We start from the raw sequence: 13,881 nt of genomic DNA on the forward strand, positions 1-13,881 counted from the left end.
CGTCTTACGCCATTGCTGCGCGAGTCAACGTTCAGGCAAAATTGGTGATTCCGCAAAAGCCTTGTTTTAACAAGTGTAAACACGGAAAACTGCAACATTATTCCACTGCTGACCTTGTTATAGCAAGAAGGCTTTTACCTTTTATCACCCGGTTGCTCACAGTTTTTCAACTGCGCCATTCTTATTGCTGTAATAACAATCAATAAGGCGGGCAACGCTGTAAAGAAACCGGTTCAGCGGTAAGTATATACTCAATTTAATTTTTGCATCCTTCAGGCAGAATATTCAGATGATCGCTCACAGGCGAGGCATAAAAATCAGTGGCGCTCGGCAACGGGCCTCTTTAGAATCGCCGTCCATGAAAACTGAGACTCCTTCCGTACAGCATGTTGCCATTTCTGCCGATGAAGCAGGGCAGCGAATTGATAACTTTTTGCGCACGCAGCTTAAAGGCGTGCCCAAAAGCATGATTTACCGCATCCTGCGCAAGGGCGAAGTCCGCGTGAATAAAAAACGCGTTAAGCCGGAGTATAAGCTTTTGGCCGGGGACGAAGTGCGCATTCCTCCTGTGCGCGTCGCTGAACGTGAAGACGCGGTGGTTTCTCCCCATTTGCAGAAGGTTTCGGCGTTAAGCGATGCCATCATTTATGAAGATGAGCATATCCTGGCGCTGAATAAGCCTTCCGGCACGGCAGTGCATGGCGGCAGCGGCCTGAGCTTTGGCGTTATTGAAGCGCTGCGCGCGCTGCGCCCTGAGGCGCGTTTTCTTGAACTGGTTCACCGGCTCGACAGGGATACTTCCGGCGTATTGCTGGTGGCTAAAAAGCGCGCCGCGCTGCGTTCGCTGCACGAGCAGTTACGTGAAAAAGGGATGCAGAAAGATTACCTGGCGCTGGTGCGCGGCCAGTGGCAGTCTCATGTAAAGGAGGTGCAGGCGCCGCTGTTGAAGAATATTTTGCAAAGCGGCGAGCGTATTGTACGCGTCAGCAGCGAAGGCAAACCATCGCAAACGCGTTTTAAAGTGGAAGAACGCTATGCGTTTGCCACGCTGATGCGCTGTAGTCCTGTGACGGGGCGCACGCACCAGATTCGTGTCCATACGCAGCATGCCGGGCACCCCATCGCTTTTGACGATCGCTACGGCGATCGCGGCTTTGACCGCCAACTGGCGGATACCGGGTTAAACCGCCTGTTTTTGCATGCTGCGGCGTTGCGCTTTACGCATCCGAAAACGGGCGAGGAGATGCGCGTGGAAGCGCCGCTGGATGAGATGCTGCGCCGCTGCCTGAAGATGCTGCGCAGCGGTAAATAAATCTTTGGGCGTTATCCCAACGGATGGCGCCCTTCATTTTCCAGCATTTTACACAGCGCAATGAGCGGTAGACCAACCAGGGCGTTGGGATCCCGCCCCTCCAGCCTTTCGAACAGAGCAATGCCTAATCCTTCGCTTTTAAAGCTGCCTGCGCACTGCAACGGCTGTTCGAGCTGAATATAGCGCCGAATCTCCGCTTCGGTCAGGTGGCGAAAATGTACGTCAAACGGCTCGCAAGCAATCTGTAAATTGCCGTTGGCGCTGTTATAGAGCGCAAGGCCGGTATAAAAGGAAACCCTTGCGCCGCGCGCCAGCATCAATTGTGCGACGGCGTTGTCTTCGGTATGGGGTTTACCGGTAATCTGGCCGTTGAGTACGCATACCTGGTCAGAACCGATAATCAGATGCGCCGGATAGGCGGTCGCAAGGGCCTGCGCTTTTGCCTGCGCCAGGCGAGTGACCAGCGAACGCGCGCTTTCGTTTGGCTGTGGCGTTTCATCTACGTCGGGCGCGGCGCAGATAAAAGGAAGCCCCAGTTTTTCCAGTAGGCTGCGGCGGTAGCGCGAGGTTGAGGCGAGAACAAGAGGTATCATAGTATTGCCGGTAAAATTACGTAAATGTGCGGTCTATTTTAAACGAAGCGCTCCTTCGATATACGAATAAATGGCAAACGCAGGCGCGCGCCGCCTTTTTCTTTGACTCTGCGACATTCCGACGTTAATATGCGCGCCCTATGCAAAAGGTTAAATTACCCCTGACACTGGATCCGGTCCGCACCGCTCAAAAGCGCCTTGATTATCGCGGCGTTTATCTGCCTGAGCAGGTTGAACGTGTGGCTGAGTCTGTTGTCAGCGTGGACAGTGATGTGGAGTGTGCGCTGTCGTTCGCAATCGACAAGCAGCGCCTTGCGGTGATTACCGGCGAGGCGCGGGTAGCGGTAACGCTGACGTGTCAACGTTGCAATCAACCCTTTCCCCTCGACGTTCACGCAACGTATTGTTTCAGCCCGGTCGTCACCGATGAACAGGCCGAAGCACTGCCGGAAGCGTATGAGCCGATTCAGGTTAACGAGTTCGGCGAAATCGATCTGCTGGCGATGGTTGAGGATGAGTTGATCCTCGCTCTGCCGGTCGTTCCGGTTCATGATTCTGAACACTGTGAAGTGTCCGACGCGGACATGGTCTTTGGTGAACTGCCTGATGAGGCACAAAAACCAAACCCATTTGCCGTATTAGCCAGTTTAAAGCGTAAGTAATTGAGGAGTAAGGTCCATGGCCGTACAACAGAATAAACCAACCCGTTCCAAGCGTGGCATGCGTCGTTCACACGATGCGCTGACTACGTCCAGCCTGTCTGTAGATAAAACGTCTGGTGAAACTCACCTGCGTCATCACGTCACCGCCGACGGTTACTACCGCGGCCGTAAGGTTATCGCTAAGTAATCTGGCGATACCTTGATAGATCTAACCCTTGCGTTAGATGCTATGGGCGGGGATTACGGCCCCGCCGTGACAGTGCCTGCTGCTTTGCAGGCACTTGACGCTAATCCCCATCTTCATCTTCTTTTGGTTGGTTCGCCCGACGCTATAACGCCATTTCTTGCCAGAGCCGATTTTGAGCAGCGCTCACGCCTGCAAATTATTCCAGCTAAATCGGTTGTTGCAAGTGATGCCCGACCAGCCCAGGCTATTCGCGCCAGCCGTGGGACATCCATGCGCGTCGCGCTGGAGTTAGTAAAAGAAGGACGCGCGCAGGCTTGTATTAGCGCAGGCAATACAGGCGCGCTCATGGGCCTGGCGAAAAGCCTGCTTAAGCCTGTCGACAACATTGAGCGTCCGGCGTTGATGACGGTGTTGCCAAATCAACAGTGCGGTAAAACGGTGGTGTTGGATTTGGGGGCTAATATTGAATGCAGCAGCCGCATGCTGGCGCAATTCGCTATTATGGGTTCGGTCATGGCGCAGGAAGTGCTTGGCATTGAACGCCCGCGCGTGGCGCTACTGAATATCGGCGAAGAAGAAACCAAAGGGCGGGAGAGTATCCGGGACGCCAGCGCGCAGCTTAAAGCGGACCCTTTAATAAATTATATTGGCTACCTTGAAGCTAACGATTTGCTGACTGGTAAAACAGATGTGCTGGTTTGCGACGGCTTTGTCGGCAACGTGACGTTAAAAACCATGGAAGGCGTAGTCAGAATGTTTCTCTCTGTACTAAAAGGGCAGGGAGAAGGGAAAAAAAGCGCATGGTGGCTACTTTTACTCAAGCGATGGTTGCAAAACAGGCTGATGAGACGATTCAGTCATCTGAACCCCGACCAGTATAACGGAGCCTGTCTGCTAGGATTACGCGGTACAGTGATTAAAAGCCACGGTGCCGCCAATCAGCGAGCGTTTGCGGTCGCGATTGAACAGGCAGTGCAGGCGGTGCAACGGCAGGTTCCGCAGCGGATAGCCGCACGCCTGGAATCTGTATTACCCAAAAGTGACTGAGCGTACATGTATACAAAGATTATTGGCACGGGCAGTTGGCTGCCCGAGCGCGTAAGGACGAATGCCGACCTTGAAAAAATGGTCGATACGTCAGACGAGTGGATTGTAACCCGTACCGGTATTCGGGAGCGTCGCATTGCCGGCCCTGATGAGACCGTCGCGACGATGGGTTACCAGGCCTGCCTTCGTGCGTTGGAGATGGCGAATGTCGCGAAAGAAGATATCGATCTGATTGTCGTTGCGACCACTTCGGCAACGCATGCTTTCCCGAGCGCGGCGTGTCAAATCCAGGCGATGCTGGGCATTAAGGGCTGTCCGGCGTTTGACGTCGCCGCCGCATGCGCAGGCTTTACTTATGCGTTGAGCATTGCCGATCAGTATGTGAAAAACGGCGCGGCCAAGCGCGCCCTGGTCGTAGGCGCCGATGTACTGGCGCGTACGCTCAATCCTGAAGATCGCGGTACGATTATTTTATTTGGCGATGGCGCAGGCGCTGCGGTGTTAGCGCCGTCTGAAGCGCCAGGCATCCTCTCAACGCACATTCATGCCGATGGCAGCTATGGCGAGTTGTTGACATTGCCGAATCAGGATCGCGTTAACCCCGATAACCCCACCTGGTTGACGATGGCGGGTAATGAAGTTTTCAAAATGGCCGTCACTGAGCTTGCGCATATTGTTGATGAAACGCTGGCGGCGAATAATCTTGAGCGCACCGCGCTGGACTGGCTGGTGCCGCATCAGGCGAACCTGCGTATTATTAGCGCCACTGCGAAAAAACTGGGTATGTCGATGGATAATGTCGTGGTCACTCTCGACAGACATGGCAATACCTCTGCGGCTTCTGTGCCTGCGGCACTGGATGAAGCCGTGCGCGATGGCCGTATTAAGAAAGGCCAACTGGTGCTGCTCGAAGCCTTTGGCGGCGGTTTTACCTGGGGTTCTGCGCTGGTTCGTTTTTAAAGAAAAGGGTTACAGAAATGGCACAATTTGCATTTGTCTTCCCGGGGCAGGGTTCCCAGTCTGTAGGCATGCTGGCCGATATGGCTGCGCGTTTTCCGGTGATTGAAGAAACTTTTCGTGAAGCCTCTGCGGCGCTGGGCTACGATTTATGGGCGCTGACCCAGCAAGGCCCGGCGGAAGAACTGAATAAAACCTGGCAGACTCAGCCTGCCCTGCTTACCGCGTCCGTTGCGCTTTGGCGCGTCTGGCGACAGCAGGGCGGTAAAACGCCCACGCTGATGGCAGGCCATAGCCTTGGCGAATATTCAGCGCTGGTTTGCGCGGGCGTTATATCGTTTACCGATGCCGTTAAGCTGGTTGAGCTGCGCGGCAGGTTGATGCAGGATGCGGTGCCGGAAGGCACGGGCGCGATGGCCGCTATTATCGGCCTTGACGACGCGGTAATCGCCCGGGCTTGCGAAGAGGCGGCTTTGGGGCAGGTGGTTTCGCCAGTTAATTTCAATTCGCCGGGGCAGGTTGTGATTGCCGGTCATAAAGACGCCGTTGAGCGTGCCGGCGCCGCCTGTAAAAGCGCCGGCGCCAGGCGCGCGCTGCCATTGCCGGTCAGCGTCCCTTCTCACTGCGCGTTGATGAAACCTGCGGCGGAGAAACTTTCCGTTGAGATGGAAAAAGTGACTTTCAACGCTCCGCAGATCCCGGTTGTGAACAACGTTGATGTAAAATGCGAAACCGACGCTACGGCAATTCGTGATGCGCTGGCGCGCCAGCTTTACAGCCCGGTGCAGTGGACGCGCAGCGTCGAGTTTATGGCGTCACAAGGCATTGAACAGCTTTATGAAGTGGGGCCGGGGAAAGTATTAACCGGTCTGACGAAACGTATTGTCGACACCCTGACGGCGTCTGCGCTCAACGAGCCAGCGGTGCTGGTTGCGGCGCTTGAACAATAAGTCGAGGAAAATCATGGGTTTTGAAGGAAAGATCGCGCTGGTTACTGGCGCAAGCCGCGGAATTGGGCGCGCTATCGCCGAAACGCTGGCTTCTCGCGGAGCGAAAGTTATCGGTACCGCCACCAGCGAGCGCGGCGCGCAGGCTATTAGTGATTACCTGGGGGCGAATGGCAAAGGGCTGTTGCTTAATGTAACCGACGCGGCGTCTGTGGAGTCGGTGCTGGAGACTATCCGCACTGAATTTGGCGATGTGGATATTCTGGTCAATAATGCCGGTATCACGCGTGACAATCTGTTGATGCGAATGAAAGATGACGAGTGGAACGACATTCTCGAAACCAATTTGTCATCGGTATTCCGTCTGTCTAAAGCGGTAATGCGCGCTATGATGAAAAAGCGTCACGGTCGTATTATCACCATTGGTTCCGTCGTTGGGACAATGGGAAATGCTGGTCAGGCCAACTACGCTGCGGCGAAGGCTGGGTTGATTGGTTTCAGTAAGTCGCTGGCGCGAGAAGTCGCCTCGCGCGGCATTACTGTCAACGTTGTGGCTCCGGGATTTATTGAAACGGACATGACGCGCGCGCTGTCAGACGAACAGCGTGCAGGCATTCTGGCGCAGGTTCCGGCGAGTCGCCTTGGCGACCCAAAAGAAATCGCCAATGCGGTTGCATTCCTTGCTTCTGATGAAGCGGGCTATATCACTGGTGAAACGCTGCACGTCAACGGCGGGATGTACATGGTTTAACCACGAATAATTTAATTTGCGTTATTTGGGCAACAGCCCGCAAAATAGCGTAAAATCGTGGTTTGGACTGCCGGTTTTTTGTTGCAACTTTTTCAACATTTTATACACTACGAAAACCATCGCGAAAGCGAGTTTTGATAGGAAATTTAAGAGTATGAGCACTATCGAAGAACGCGTTAAGAAAATCATTGGCGAACAGCTGGGCGTTAAGCAGGAAGAAGTTGTGAACTCCGCTTCTTTCGTTGAAGATCTGGGCGCTGATTCTCTTGACACCGTTGAGCTGGTAATGGCTCTGGAAGAAGAGTTTGATACCGAGATTCCGGACGAAGAAGCAGAGAAAATCACTACCGTTCAGGCAGCTATTGATTATATCAACGGCCACCAGGCGTAAGTGAACATCTTCAGGCGGTCATTCGACCGCCTGAGTTTTTTGTTGTAATTTCCTCATTTGTATCAATTTTCCCTCCCTGGAGGACAAGCGTGTCTAAGCGTCGTGTAGTTGTGACCGGACTTGGCATGTTGTCTCCTGTCGGCAATACCGTAGAGTCAAACTGGAAAGCTCTTCTTGCCGGTCAGAGTGGCATCAGCCTGATTGACCATTTCGATACCAGCGCCTATGCAACAAAATTTGCAGGCCTGGTGAGAGATTTTAATTGTGATGAATTCATTTCGCGTAAAGATCAACGCAAGATGGATACCTTCATTCAGTACGGGATCGCAGCCGGCATTCAGGCCATGCGGGATTCTGGTCTGGAAGTGACAGAAGAAAACGCCCCTCGCATGGGAGCAGCAATTGGTTCAGGTATCGGCGGCCTCGGCCTTATTGAGGAAAACCACACGGCGCTGATGAACGGTGGCCCGCGTAAAATCAGCCCGTTCTTCGTTCCTTCTACTATTGTCAATATGGTGGCGGGGCATCTGACTATTATGTTTGGCCTGCGTGGCCCAAGCATCTCTATTGCTACCGCCTGTACGTCAGGTGTGCATAATATCGGCCATGCGGCGCGTATTATTGCTTACGGCGATGCCGACGTCATGATGGCCGGCGGCGCGGAAAAAGGCAGTACCCAACTGGGCGTAGGCGGCTTTGGCGCCGCGCGAGCGCTTTCCACTCGCAATGATAATCCGCAGGCGGCGAGCCGCCCGTGGGATAAAGAGCGTGATGGTTTCGTGCTTGGCGACGGCGCGGGTATTCTTATTCTCGAAGAGTATGAGCATGCGAAAAAGCGCGGTGCGAAAATCTACTGCGAAGTTGTGGGTTTTGGTATGAGCAGTGATGCTTATCATATGACCTCACCGCCAGAAAGCGGAGCCGGCGCTGCGCTGGCGATGGAAAATGCGCTGCGTGACGCGGGCGTGGCGCCGGGCCAGATTGGCTATGTGAATGCGCATGGCACGTCAACGCCTGCAGGCGATCGCGCCGAAACGCAGGCTGTAAAATCAGTATTTGGCGCTGACGCCAGCCGCGTGCTGGTCAGCTCAACCAAGTCGATGACCGGACATTTGCTGGGCGCGGCGGGCGCGGTAGAGTCCATCTACTCGATCCTGGCGCTGCGCGATCGGGCGGTACCGCCGACCATTAACCTGGACAATCCCGACGAGGGATGCGATCTTGATTTTGTTGCACATGAGGCGCGTCAGGTTCCCGATATAGAGTATGTGCTTTGCAACTCCTTCGGTTTTGGCGGCACTAACGGTTCGCTGATATTTAAAAAGATCTAACGGTCGCCTCAGTCGGGCCGGAGAAACTGCTGACAAACTCCGGTTTGCGCCTTTTCGGCCCGAAGAGCCAGGAAAATAAAACGGGGGATACCCTGTTTTATTTTCCGGTGGATTCCTGTAAAACCGTGTAAAATCAGTACATTACTCGCCATGCCATCAAACTGACGGGTCAGCGTTGACTTAACTTGCGGCTTGCTCTGCTTTCTTCTCCCTGCGAGACTTATTCTCCCCTCTTATGCACAGGTACTTCTATGTGGCTGATTAACGGCGCTGAGCAAACGTATGTGGCGGCAGACGATCGTGCTGTTCAATTTGGCGATGGTTGCTTTACCACGGCGCGTGTAGTGAATGGCAAGGTGCGTTTTTTAAACCATCATCTCGATCGGCTGGAAGAGGGCTGCCGTCGGCTGGGGATCGCAACCCCTGAACGCGAACGGCTGCATACAGAGAGTGAACGGCTGGCATGTGGCCATGCGCGCGCTGTGCTGAAAATCATCCTCACTCGCGGCAGCGGCGGGCGCGGCTATTCTGCCGAAACCGGCACAGAGCCGAATCGCCTGCTGCGAATTAGCGCTTACCCCGCCCATTATGATGAAATCAGGTTACGGGGAGCCGTGTTGGCGCATTCGCCTGTACCGCTTGGCCGTAATCCATGGCTTGCGGGCATTAAACATCTTAATCGCCTGGAGCAGGTATTAATTCGGGCGCAACTTGACCATCTGGCTGCCGATGAGGCGCTGGTGCTTGACACTGACGGGTGGCTTACGGAATGCTGTGCCGCTAATTTATTCTGGCGCACGGGGAAGGCGGTTTATACCCCGAAGCTTGATGCCGCAGGTGTGGATGGCACTATGCGGCGTCATATTCTGGCAATACTTGCAGCGTCAACATGGGAGGTAAGCGAAGTGCATGCGAGCCCTGAGGCGCTGGCGCAAGCGGACGAAGTGATTATCTGCAATGCGCTGATGCCGGTGCTGCCGGTTCGCCAGGCCGCGCAGTGGAGATATTCTTCGCGCGAGCTGTATCGCTATTTAGCGCCACAATGTGAGTAAACCGGGACATGATGAAAAAGAAAGCGGGCATTCTTCTTATTTTATTGATTGCGCTGGGGCTTGCCGCTGCGGCGGGGTACTGGAACTTACGCCAGTTGGCCCACAGCCGGTTGTTAATTAAAGAAGAGCTGATTTTTACCCTTAAGCCCGGCACCGGGCGGGTAAAGCTGGGTAAAGAGCTTTACGCCGCCAACGTTATCAATCGACCGCGCGTTTTTCAATGGCTGCTTTATCTCAGACCTGAACTGGCGAAAGTTAAAGCCGGAACCTACCGACTGACGCCGCAGATGACCGTTTCGCAAATGCTTACGTTGCTGGTAAGCGGTAAAGAAGCCCAGTTTCCGCTGCGTTTTGTTGAGGGGCAGCGCCTGAGCGACTGGCTTAAGATAATCCGGGCTTCACCCTGGATCAAACACACGCTGAAAGATAATAACTATGCGACGGTTGCCGACGCGCTGGGTATTGACAATGCGCAACAGGTGGAAGGGTGGTTCTATCCTGACACCTGGCTTTATACCGCAGGCACCAGCGATGTGGCGCTGCTTAAACGTGCGCACCAGCGTATGGTAAGTGCGGTTGATGAGGCCTGGCGGGGGCGCGCTGAGGGGCTGCCCTATAAAGATAAAGGCGATATGGTAATAATGGCGTCTATTATCGAAAAAGAGACCGCAGTGGCTCAAGAGCGCGATCGCGTGGCGTCGGTATTTATTAATCGTCTGCGAACAGGTATGCGTCTGCAAACCGATCCCACCGTGATTTATGGCCTGGGAGAAAACTATAAAGGCAGACTGACGCGCCGCGATCTGGAAACGCCAGGCGCGTATAATACCTATATTATCAGCGGTATGCCGCCAGGCGCCATTGCGATACCGGGCCTCGCCGCTTTACAGGCGGCAGCACACCCGGCGAAGACGCCCTATCTCTACTTTGTGGCCGACGGCAAAGGCGGCCACACCTTTAATACCAATCTGCGCGATCACAATCAGGCGGTGCGCAGCTATCTGAATGTAATCAGGAATAAAGATGGGCAGTAAATATATTGTTATCGAGGGGCTGGAAGGTGCAGGAAAAACCAGCGCCAGGGAGTGGGTGGTTGAAACGCTGCGCGCGCAGGGTATCGATAACATGGTTTTCACCCGCGAACCCGGCGGCACGCCGCTTGCGGAAAAGCTGCGCGCCCTGACGCTTGATATCAACGCTACGGGCGATGAAATCGTGACGGAAAAGGCGGAAGTCCTGATGTTTTATGCCGCCAGAATTCAACTGGTGGAAACGGTTATCAAACCTGCGCTGGCGCGCGGCGCCTGGGTAATCGGCGATCGGCACGATCTCTCAACGCAGGCCTACCAGGGCGGTGGCCGCGGCATCGATAGCCGGCTGTTGCAGACGTTGCGCGATGCGGTTCTGGGCGATTTTGCCCCGGATTTAACGCTCTATCTGGACGTGACGCCGGAGGTTGGTCTGGCCCGCGCTCGCGCTCGCGGCGCGCTTGACCGCATTGAGCAGGAATCGCTGGACTTTTTCAACCGCACCCGCGAGCGCTACCTTGAACTGGCGGCAGCCGATCCGCGTATCGTGAAGATTGATGCTACGCAGCCGCTGGCAGACGTGCGGCGGGATATATGCGAAACCATCGTGCGTTGGGTTAAGGAGCACAGATAATGCGCTGGTACCCCTGGCTGCGTCCGTCCTTTGATCGCCTGATAGCCCGCTATCAACAAGGAAAGGGGCATCATGCATTGTTAGTGCATGCGCTAGCGGGAATGGGGGACGACGCCCTTATTTATGCGCTCAGCCGCTGGCTGATGTGCAGCCAGCCCGATGGTACAAAAAGCTGTGGACGCTGCCATAGTTGCCAGCTTATGCAGGCGGGCACACACCCGGATTACAGAGTACTGGATCCGGAAAAAGGTAAAACCTCCCTCGGCATTGATGCTGTTCGCGAAGTGAATGAAAAAATATACGCGCATGCCCGCATGGGAGGGGCTAAAGTGGTCTGGCTGCCCGATGCCGGACAACTCACCGAATCGGCTGCCAATGCATTGCTGAAAACACTTGAAGAGCCGGCGGCGAATAGCTGGTTTTTCCTCGGCTGTCGCGAACCTCAGCGGTTACCGGCAACGCTGCGCAGCCGCTGTTTTTACTGGCATCTCCCCCCGCCGGATGAAAACTTTGCCGTCGGCTGGCTGGCGCGTGAGGCACAAATGCCTGAAGATGCGTTGCGCGCTGCTTTGCGGCTGAGTGCCGGCGCGCCTGCCGCCGCGCTTGAACTGCTTACATCCGAACTATGGGCGGCCCGCCTGGCGCTGTGTGAAAAGGTGTCGTTAGCAATAGCGCAAAACAACTGGATTTTGCTGCTCAACCAGCTTAATCACGAACCTGTTGAAGCGCCGCTGCGCTGGCTTGCCGCGCTGTTGCTCGATGCTATGAAGCGACGTCAGGGGATTACCTGTGGGCTGAGCAACGTTGACATGCTGGCGCTGGTTGCTGCGCTGGCGGATACGTTGGCGCCCTCTGTGCTACAGGCGATGGCTACCACGCTTTTTCGCTGCCGCGAGCAGTTGGTTACCATACCCGGGCTGAACCGTGAACTGCTGCTAACGGAAATGCTGCTTGGCTGGGAGCGCTACGCTCAGCCAGGCAGCGTACTACCGATACCGCATCTATAAGCGAGATATTATGTTTTTAGTTGATTCTCACTGTCATCTCGATGGCCTGGATTATGAAAAGCTGCATGCTAATGTGGATGATGTACTGGCTAAGGCCGCAAGCAAGGACGTGAAATTTTGCCTGGCGGTCGCCACGACGCTGCCAGGATATCGCAACATGCGTGAACTTATCGGTGAGCGCGAAAATGTGGCTTTCTCCTGCGGCGTTCATCCGCTGAATCAGGATGAGGTATACGATGTTGCGCAGCTACGTCGTCTGGCTGCCGAGCCGGGCGTAGTGGCAATGGGCGAAACGGGGCTGGACTACTTCTATACGCCGCAAACAAAGGCGCGTCAGCAGGAATCTTTCCGCCACCATATCCGCATCGGACGCGAACTGAAAAAGCCGGTTATCGTCCATACCCGTGAGGCGCGGGACGATACGTTGGCGATTCTGCGTGAAGAACAGGTGACAGACTGTGGGGGCGTACTACACTGTTTTACTGAGGATCGGGAAACGGCGGGTAAGCTGTTGGATTTAGGTTTTTATATCTCTTTTTCCGGAATTGTGACGTTTCGTAACGCAGACGCGTTGCGTGAAGCCGCTCGCTATGTGCCGTTAGATCGCTTGTTGGTAGAAACCGATTCGCCCTATCTGGCTCCAGTGCCTTACCGGGGTAAAGAGAACCAGCCGGCATACGTCAGGGATGTTGCAGAATATATGGCTGTATTGAAAGGGGTGTCGGTAGAGGAACTGGCTGCAATAACCACACAAAACTTCGTTAACCTCTTTTCTGTCGATCTCTCCCACCTGTGCAGCGACTGATTCCGCATTTATTTTATTTCTCGTAATTAATAGGTAATGCGGGTAAAGTTCACCGCCCTGTTAAAGGGCGGAAACGCGGTTTTCAGACACGTTTTGAAATGTAAATAGCAGGGATTTGTTTAAGGTTTTAGTTAGTGGCTGCTGAAACGTGATAGCCATCAAACAAAACCACAGTGATTTATTTTATGCTGTGTAATAAATAAAGGGCGCTCAGATGCCCTGTACATGATCCGTTTCTCCCCAGGATCGCACGCGTAAGCGAAAAAAAAGAGCACAAATACTCAGGAGCACTTTCAATTATGTTCAAAAATGCATTTGCTAACCTGCAAAAGGTGGGTAAATCGCTGATGCTGCCAGTCTCCGTACTGCCTATCGCAGGTATTCTGCTGGGCGTCGGTTCTGCTAACTTCAGTTGGCTACCTGCGGTAGTCTCCCATGTCATGGCCGAAGCGGGTGGTTCCGTCTTCGCCAATATGCCGCTGATCTTTGCTATCGGCGTTGCGCTGGGCTTCACCAATAACGATGGCGTATCAGGTCTGGCGTCAGTTGTCGCTTACGGCATCATGGTGAAAACAATGGCCGTTGTTGCACCGCTGGTTCTGCATCTGCCCGCAGAAGAGATTACCTCCAGACATCTTGCCGACACCGGCGTACTGGGTGGTATTATTGCTGGCGCTATCGCGGCCTACATGTTTAATCGTTTCTACCGTATTAAGCTTCCCGAATATCTGGGTTTCTTTGCCGGTAAGCGTTTTGTTCCAATTATTTCTGGTTTGACCGCTATTGTTTTCGGCGTGATTCTGTCCTTTATTTGGCCGCCGATTGGTAGCGCTATCCAGACTTTTTCACAGTGGGCGGCCTATCAGAATCCGGTAATGGCGTTTGGTCTCTATGGCTTCATTGAGCGTTGCCTGGTGCCTTTTGGTCTGCACCATATCTGGAATGTTCCTTTCCAGATGCAGATTGGCGAATACGTGAATGCAGCAGGCCAGGTTTTCCACGGCGATATACCGCGCTATATGGCGGGCGATCCGACGGCCGGCAAACTTTCTGGCGGGTTCCTGTTCAAAATGTACGGCCTGCCGGCTGCAGCGATTGCTATCTGGCACTCTGCTAAACCGGAAAACCGCGCTAAAGTCTGAGGGATCCCCACAAACTCAGCACTAATAAACCAGCA

Annotated in this window: 15 protein-coding genes and 1 pseudogene; 15 read left to right on the forward strand and 1 reads right to left on the reverse strand. The window is 54.2% G+C overall.

The window, feature by feature from the left end:
• Window positions 1–358: 358 nt before the first annotated feature.
• Complete coding sequence (gene rluC, locus JJB97_RS13765; protein WP_238714567.1) at window positions 359–1,312, forward strand: 23S rRNA pseudouridine(955/2504/2580) synthase RluC; 954 nt, start codon at window positions 359–361, stop codon at window positions 1,310–1,312.
• An 11-nt stretch (window positions 1,313–1,323) separates the two neighbouring features.
• Here the strand turns inward: rluC and JJB97_RS13770 are convergent, their stop codons facing one another.
• Window positions 1,324–1,905 carry a Maf family protein gene (locus JJB97_RS13770; protein ID WP_238714568.1) on the reverse strand — a complete coding sequence of 194 codons (582 nt, stop codon included), beginning with the start codon at window positions 1,903–1,905 and terminating at the stop codon, window positions 1,324–1,326.
• A gap of 140 nt (window positions 1,906–2,045) precedes the next feature.
• Here JJB97_RS13770 and yceD point away from each other — a divergent pair, with 140 nt between their 5' ends.
• The 14 genes and pseudogenes from yceD to JJB97_RS13840 form a co-directional block, all read left to right on the forward strand.
• Complete coding sequence (gene yceD, locus JJB97_RS13775) at window positions 2,046–2,567, forward strand: 23S rRNA accumulation protein YceD (RefSeq protein ID WP_238714569.1); 522 nt, start codon at window positions 2,046–2,048, stop codon at window positions 2,565–2,567.
• 16 nt (window positions 2,568–2,583) lie between these two features.
• Window positions 2,584–2,754 carry a 50S ribosomal protein L32 gene (gene rpmF / locus JJB97_RS13780; protein ID WP_238714570.1) on the forward strand — a complete coding sequence of 57 codons (171 nt, stop codon included), beginning with the start codon at window positions 2,584–2,586 and terminating at the stop codon, window positions 2,752–2,754.
• 12 nt (window positions 2,755–2,766) lie between these two features.
• Window positions 2,767–3,801 (forward strand): phosphate acyltransferase PlsX, encoded by a 1,035-nt coding sequence (gene plsX / locus JJB97_RS13785; protein WP_238714571.1) that lies wholly within the window; start codon window positions 2,767–2,769, stop codon window positions 3,799–3,801.
• A gap of 6 nt (window positions 3,802–3,807) precedes the next feature.
• Complete coding sequence (locus JJB97_RS13790; RefSeq protein ID WP_238714572.1) at window positions 3,808–4,761, forward strand: beta-ketoacyl-ACP synthase III; 954 nt, start codon at window positions 3,808–3,810, stop codon at window positions 4,759–4,761.
• A gap of 17 nt (window positions 4,762–4,778) precedes the next feature.
• On the forward strand, window positions 4,779–5,708 hold the full coding sequence (gene fabD / locus JJB97_RS13795; protein ID WP_238714573.1) for an ACP S-malonyltransferase: 930 nt from the start codon (window positions 4,779–4,781) through the stop codon (window positions 5,706–5,708).
• A gap of 13 nt (window positions 5,709–5,721) precedes the next feature.
• Window positions 5,722–6,456, forward strand: a complete 735-nt coding sequence (fabG, locus tag JJB97_RS13800; RefSeq protein WP_238714574.1) for a 3-oxoacyl-ACP reductase FabG — start codon at window positions 5,722–5,724, stop codon at window positions 6,454–6,456.
• Between the two features lie 154 nt (window positions 6,457–6,610).
• Window positions 6,611–6,847 (forward strand): acyl carrier protein, encoded by a 237-nt coding sequence (gene acpP / locus JJB97_RS13805; RefSeq protein WP_003857954.1) that lies wholly within the window; start codon window positions 6,611–6,613, stop codon window positions 6,845–6,847.
• Between the two features lie 89 nt (window positions 6,848–6,936).
• Window positions 6,937–8,178, forward strand: a complete 1,242-nt coding sequence (gene fabF / locus JJB97_RS13810; protein ID WP_238714575.1) for a beta-ketoacyl-ACP synthase II — start codon at window positions 6,937–6,939, stop codon at window positions 8,176–8,178.
• 251 nt (window positions 8,179–8,429) lie between these two features.
• Window positions 8,430–9,230, forward strand: coding sequence for an aminodeoxychorismate lyase (gene pabC / locus JJB97_RS13815; RefSeq protein WP_238714576.1), 801 nt, complete (start codon window positions 8,430–8,432; stop codon window positions 9,228–9,230).
• 11 nt (window positions 9,231–9,241) lie between these two features.
• Entirely contained in the window at window positions 9,242–10,264 is a 1,023-nt protein-coding gene (yceG, locus tag JJB97_RS13820) for a cell division protein YceG (protein ID WP_238714583.1), read from the forward strand.
• Window positions 10,254–10,892, forward strand: coding sequence for a dTMP kinase (gene tmk / locus JJB97_RS13825; protein WP_238714577.1), 639 nt, complete (start codon window positions 10,254–10,256; stop codon window positions 10,890–10,892). Before yceG ends, tmk begins: the two co-directional genes overlap by 11 nt.
• The gene (holB, locus tag JJB97_RS13830) at window positions 10,892–11,899 is read left to right on the forward strand and encodes a DNA polymerase III subunit delta' (RefSeq protein WP_238714578.1); all 1,008 of its coding nucleotides are present in this window, start codon (window positions 10,892–10,894) and stop codon (window positions 11,897–11,899) included. The genes tmk and holB overlap by 1 nt, the downstream gene beginning before the upstream one ends.
• Window positions 11,900–11,909: 10 nt before the next feature.
• On the forward strand, window positions 11,910–12,704 hold the full coding sequence (locus JJB97_RS13835) for a metal-dependent hydrolase (RefSeq protein ID WP_238714579.1): 795 nt from the start codon (window positions 11,910–11,912) through the stop codon (window positions 12,702–12,704).
• 299 nt (window positions 12,705–13,003) lie between these two features.
• Window positions 13,004–13,843 (forward strand): annotated as a pseudogene (locus tag JJB97_RS13840) (PTS transporter subunit EIIC); the annotation flags it as partial.
• Between the last annotated feature and the right edge of the window lie 38 nt (window positions 13,844–13,881).

The organism is Tenebrionibacter intestinalis, from assembly GCF_016632365.1.
Taxonomy (GTDB): domain Bacteria; phylum Pseudomonadota; class Gammaproteobacteria; order Enterobacterales; family Enterobacteriaceae; genus Tenebrionibacter; species Tenebrionibacter intestinalis.

Excerpts from the sequence above, each read along its gene's own strand:
- fabG (WP_238714574.1), top strand. The coding sequence starts at position 5,722 with ATGGGTTTTGAAGGAAAGATCGCGCTGGTTACTGGCGCAAGCCGCGGA.
- rluC (WP_238714567.1), top strand. The coding sequence starts at position 359 with ATGAAAACTGAGACTCCTTCCGTACAGCATGTTGCCATTTCTGCCGAT.
- JJB97_RS13835 (WP_238714579.1), top strand. The coding sequence starts at position 11,910 with ATGTTTTTAGTTGATTCTCACTGTCATCTCGATGGCCTGGATTATGAA.
- JJB97_RS13770 (WP_238714568.1), bottom strand. The coding sequence starts at position 1,905 with ATGATACCTCTTGTTCTCGCCTCAACCTCGCGCTACCGCCGCAGCCTA.
- pabC (WP_238714576.1), top strand. The coding sequence starts at position 8,430 with ATGTGGCTGATTAACGGCGCTGAGCAAACGTATGTGGCGGCAGACGAT.
- tmk (WP_238714577.1), top strand. The coding sequence starts at position 10,254 with ATGGGCAGTAAATATATTGTTATCGAGGGGCTGGAAGGTGCAGGAAAA.
- JJB97_RS13790 (WP_238714572.1), top strand. The coding sequence starts at position 3,808 with ATGTATACAAAGATTATTGGCACGGGCAGTTGGCTGCCCGAGCGCGTA.
- fabD (WP_238714573.1), top strand. The coding sequence starts at position 4,779 with ATGGCACAATTTGCATTTGTCTTCCCGGGGCAGGGTTCCCAGTCTGTA.
- rpmF (WP_238714570.1), top strand. The coding sequence starts at position 2,584 with ATGGCCGTACAACAGAATAAACCAACCCGTTCCAAGCGTGGCATGCGT.
- yceD (WP_238714569.1), top strand. The coding sequence starts at position 2,046 with ATGCAAAAGGTTAAATTACCCCTGACACTGGATCCGGTCCGCACCGCT.
- holB (WP_238714578.1), top strand. The coding sequence starts at position 10,892 with ATGCGCTGGTACCCCTGGCTGCGTCCGTCCTTTGATCGCCTGATAGCC.
- yceG (WP_238714583.1), top strand. The coding sequence starts at position 9,242 with ATGAAAAAGAAAGCGGGCATTCTTCTTATTTTATTGATTGCGCTGGGG.
- acpP (WP_003857954.1), top strand. The coding sequence starts at position 6,611 with ATGAGCACTATCGAAGAACGCGTTAAGAAAATCATTGGCGAACAGCTG.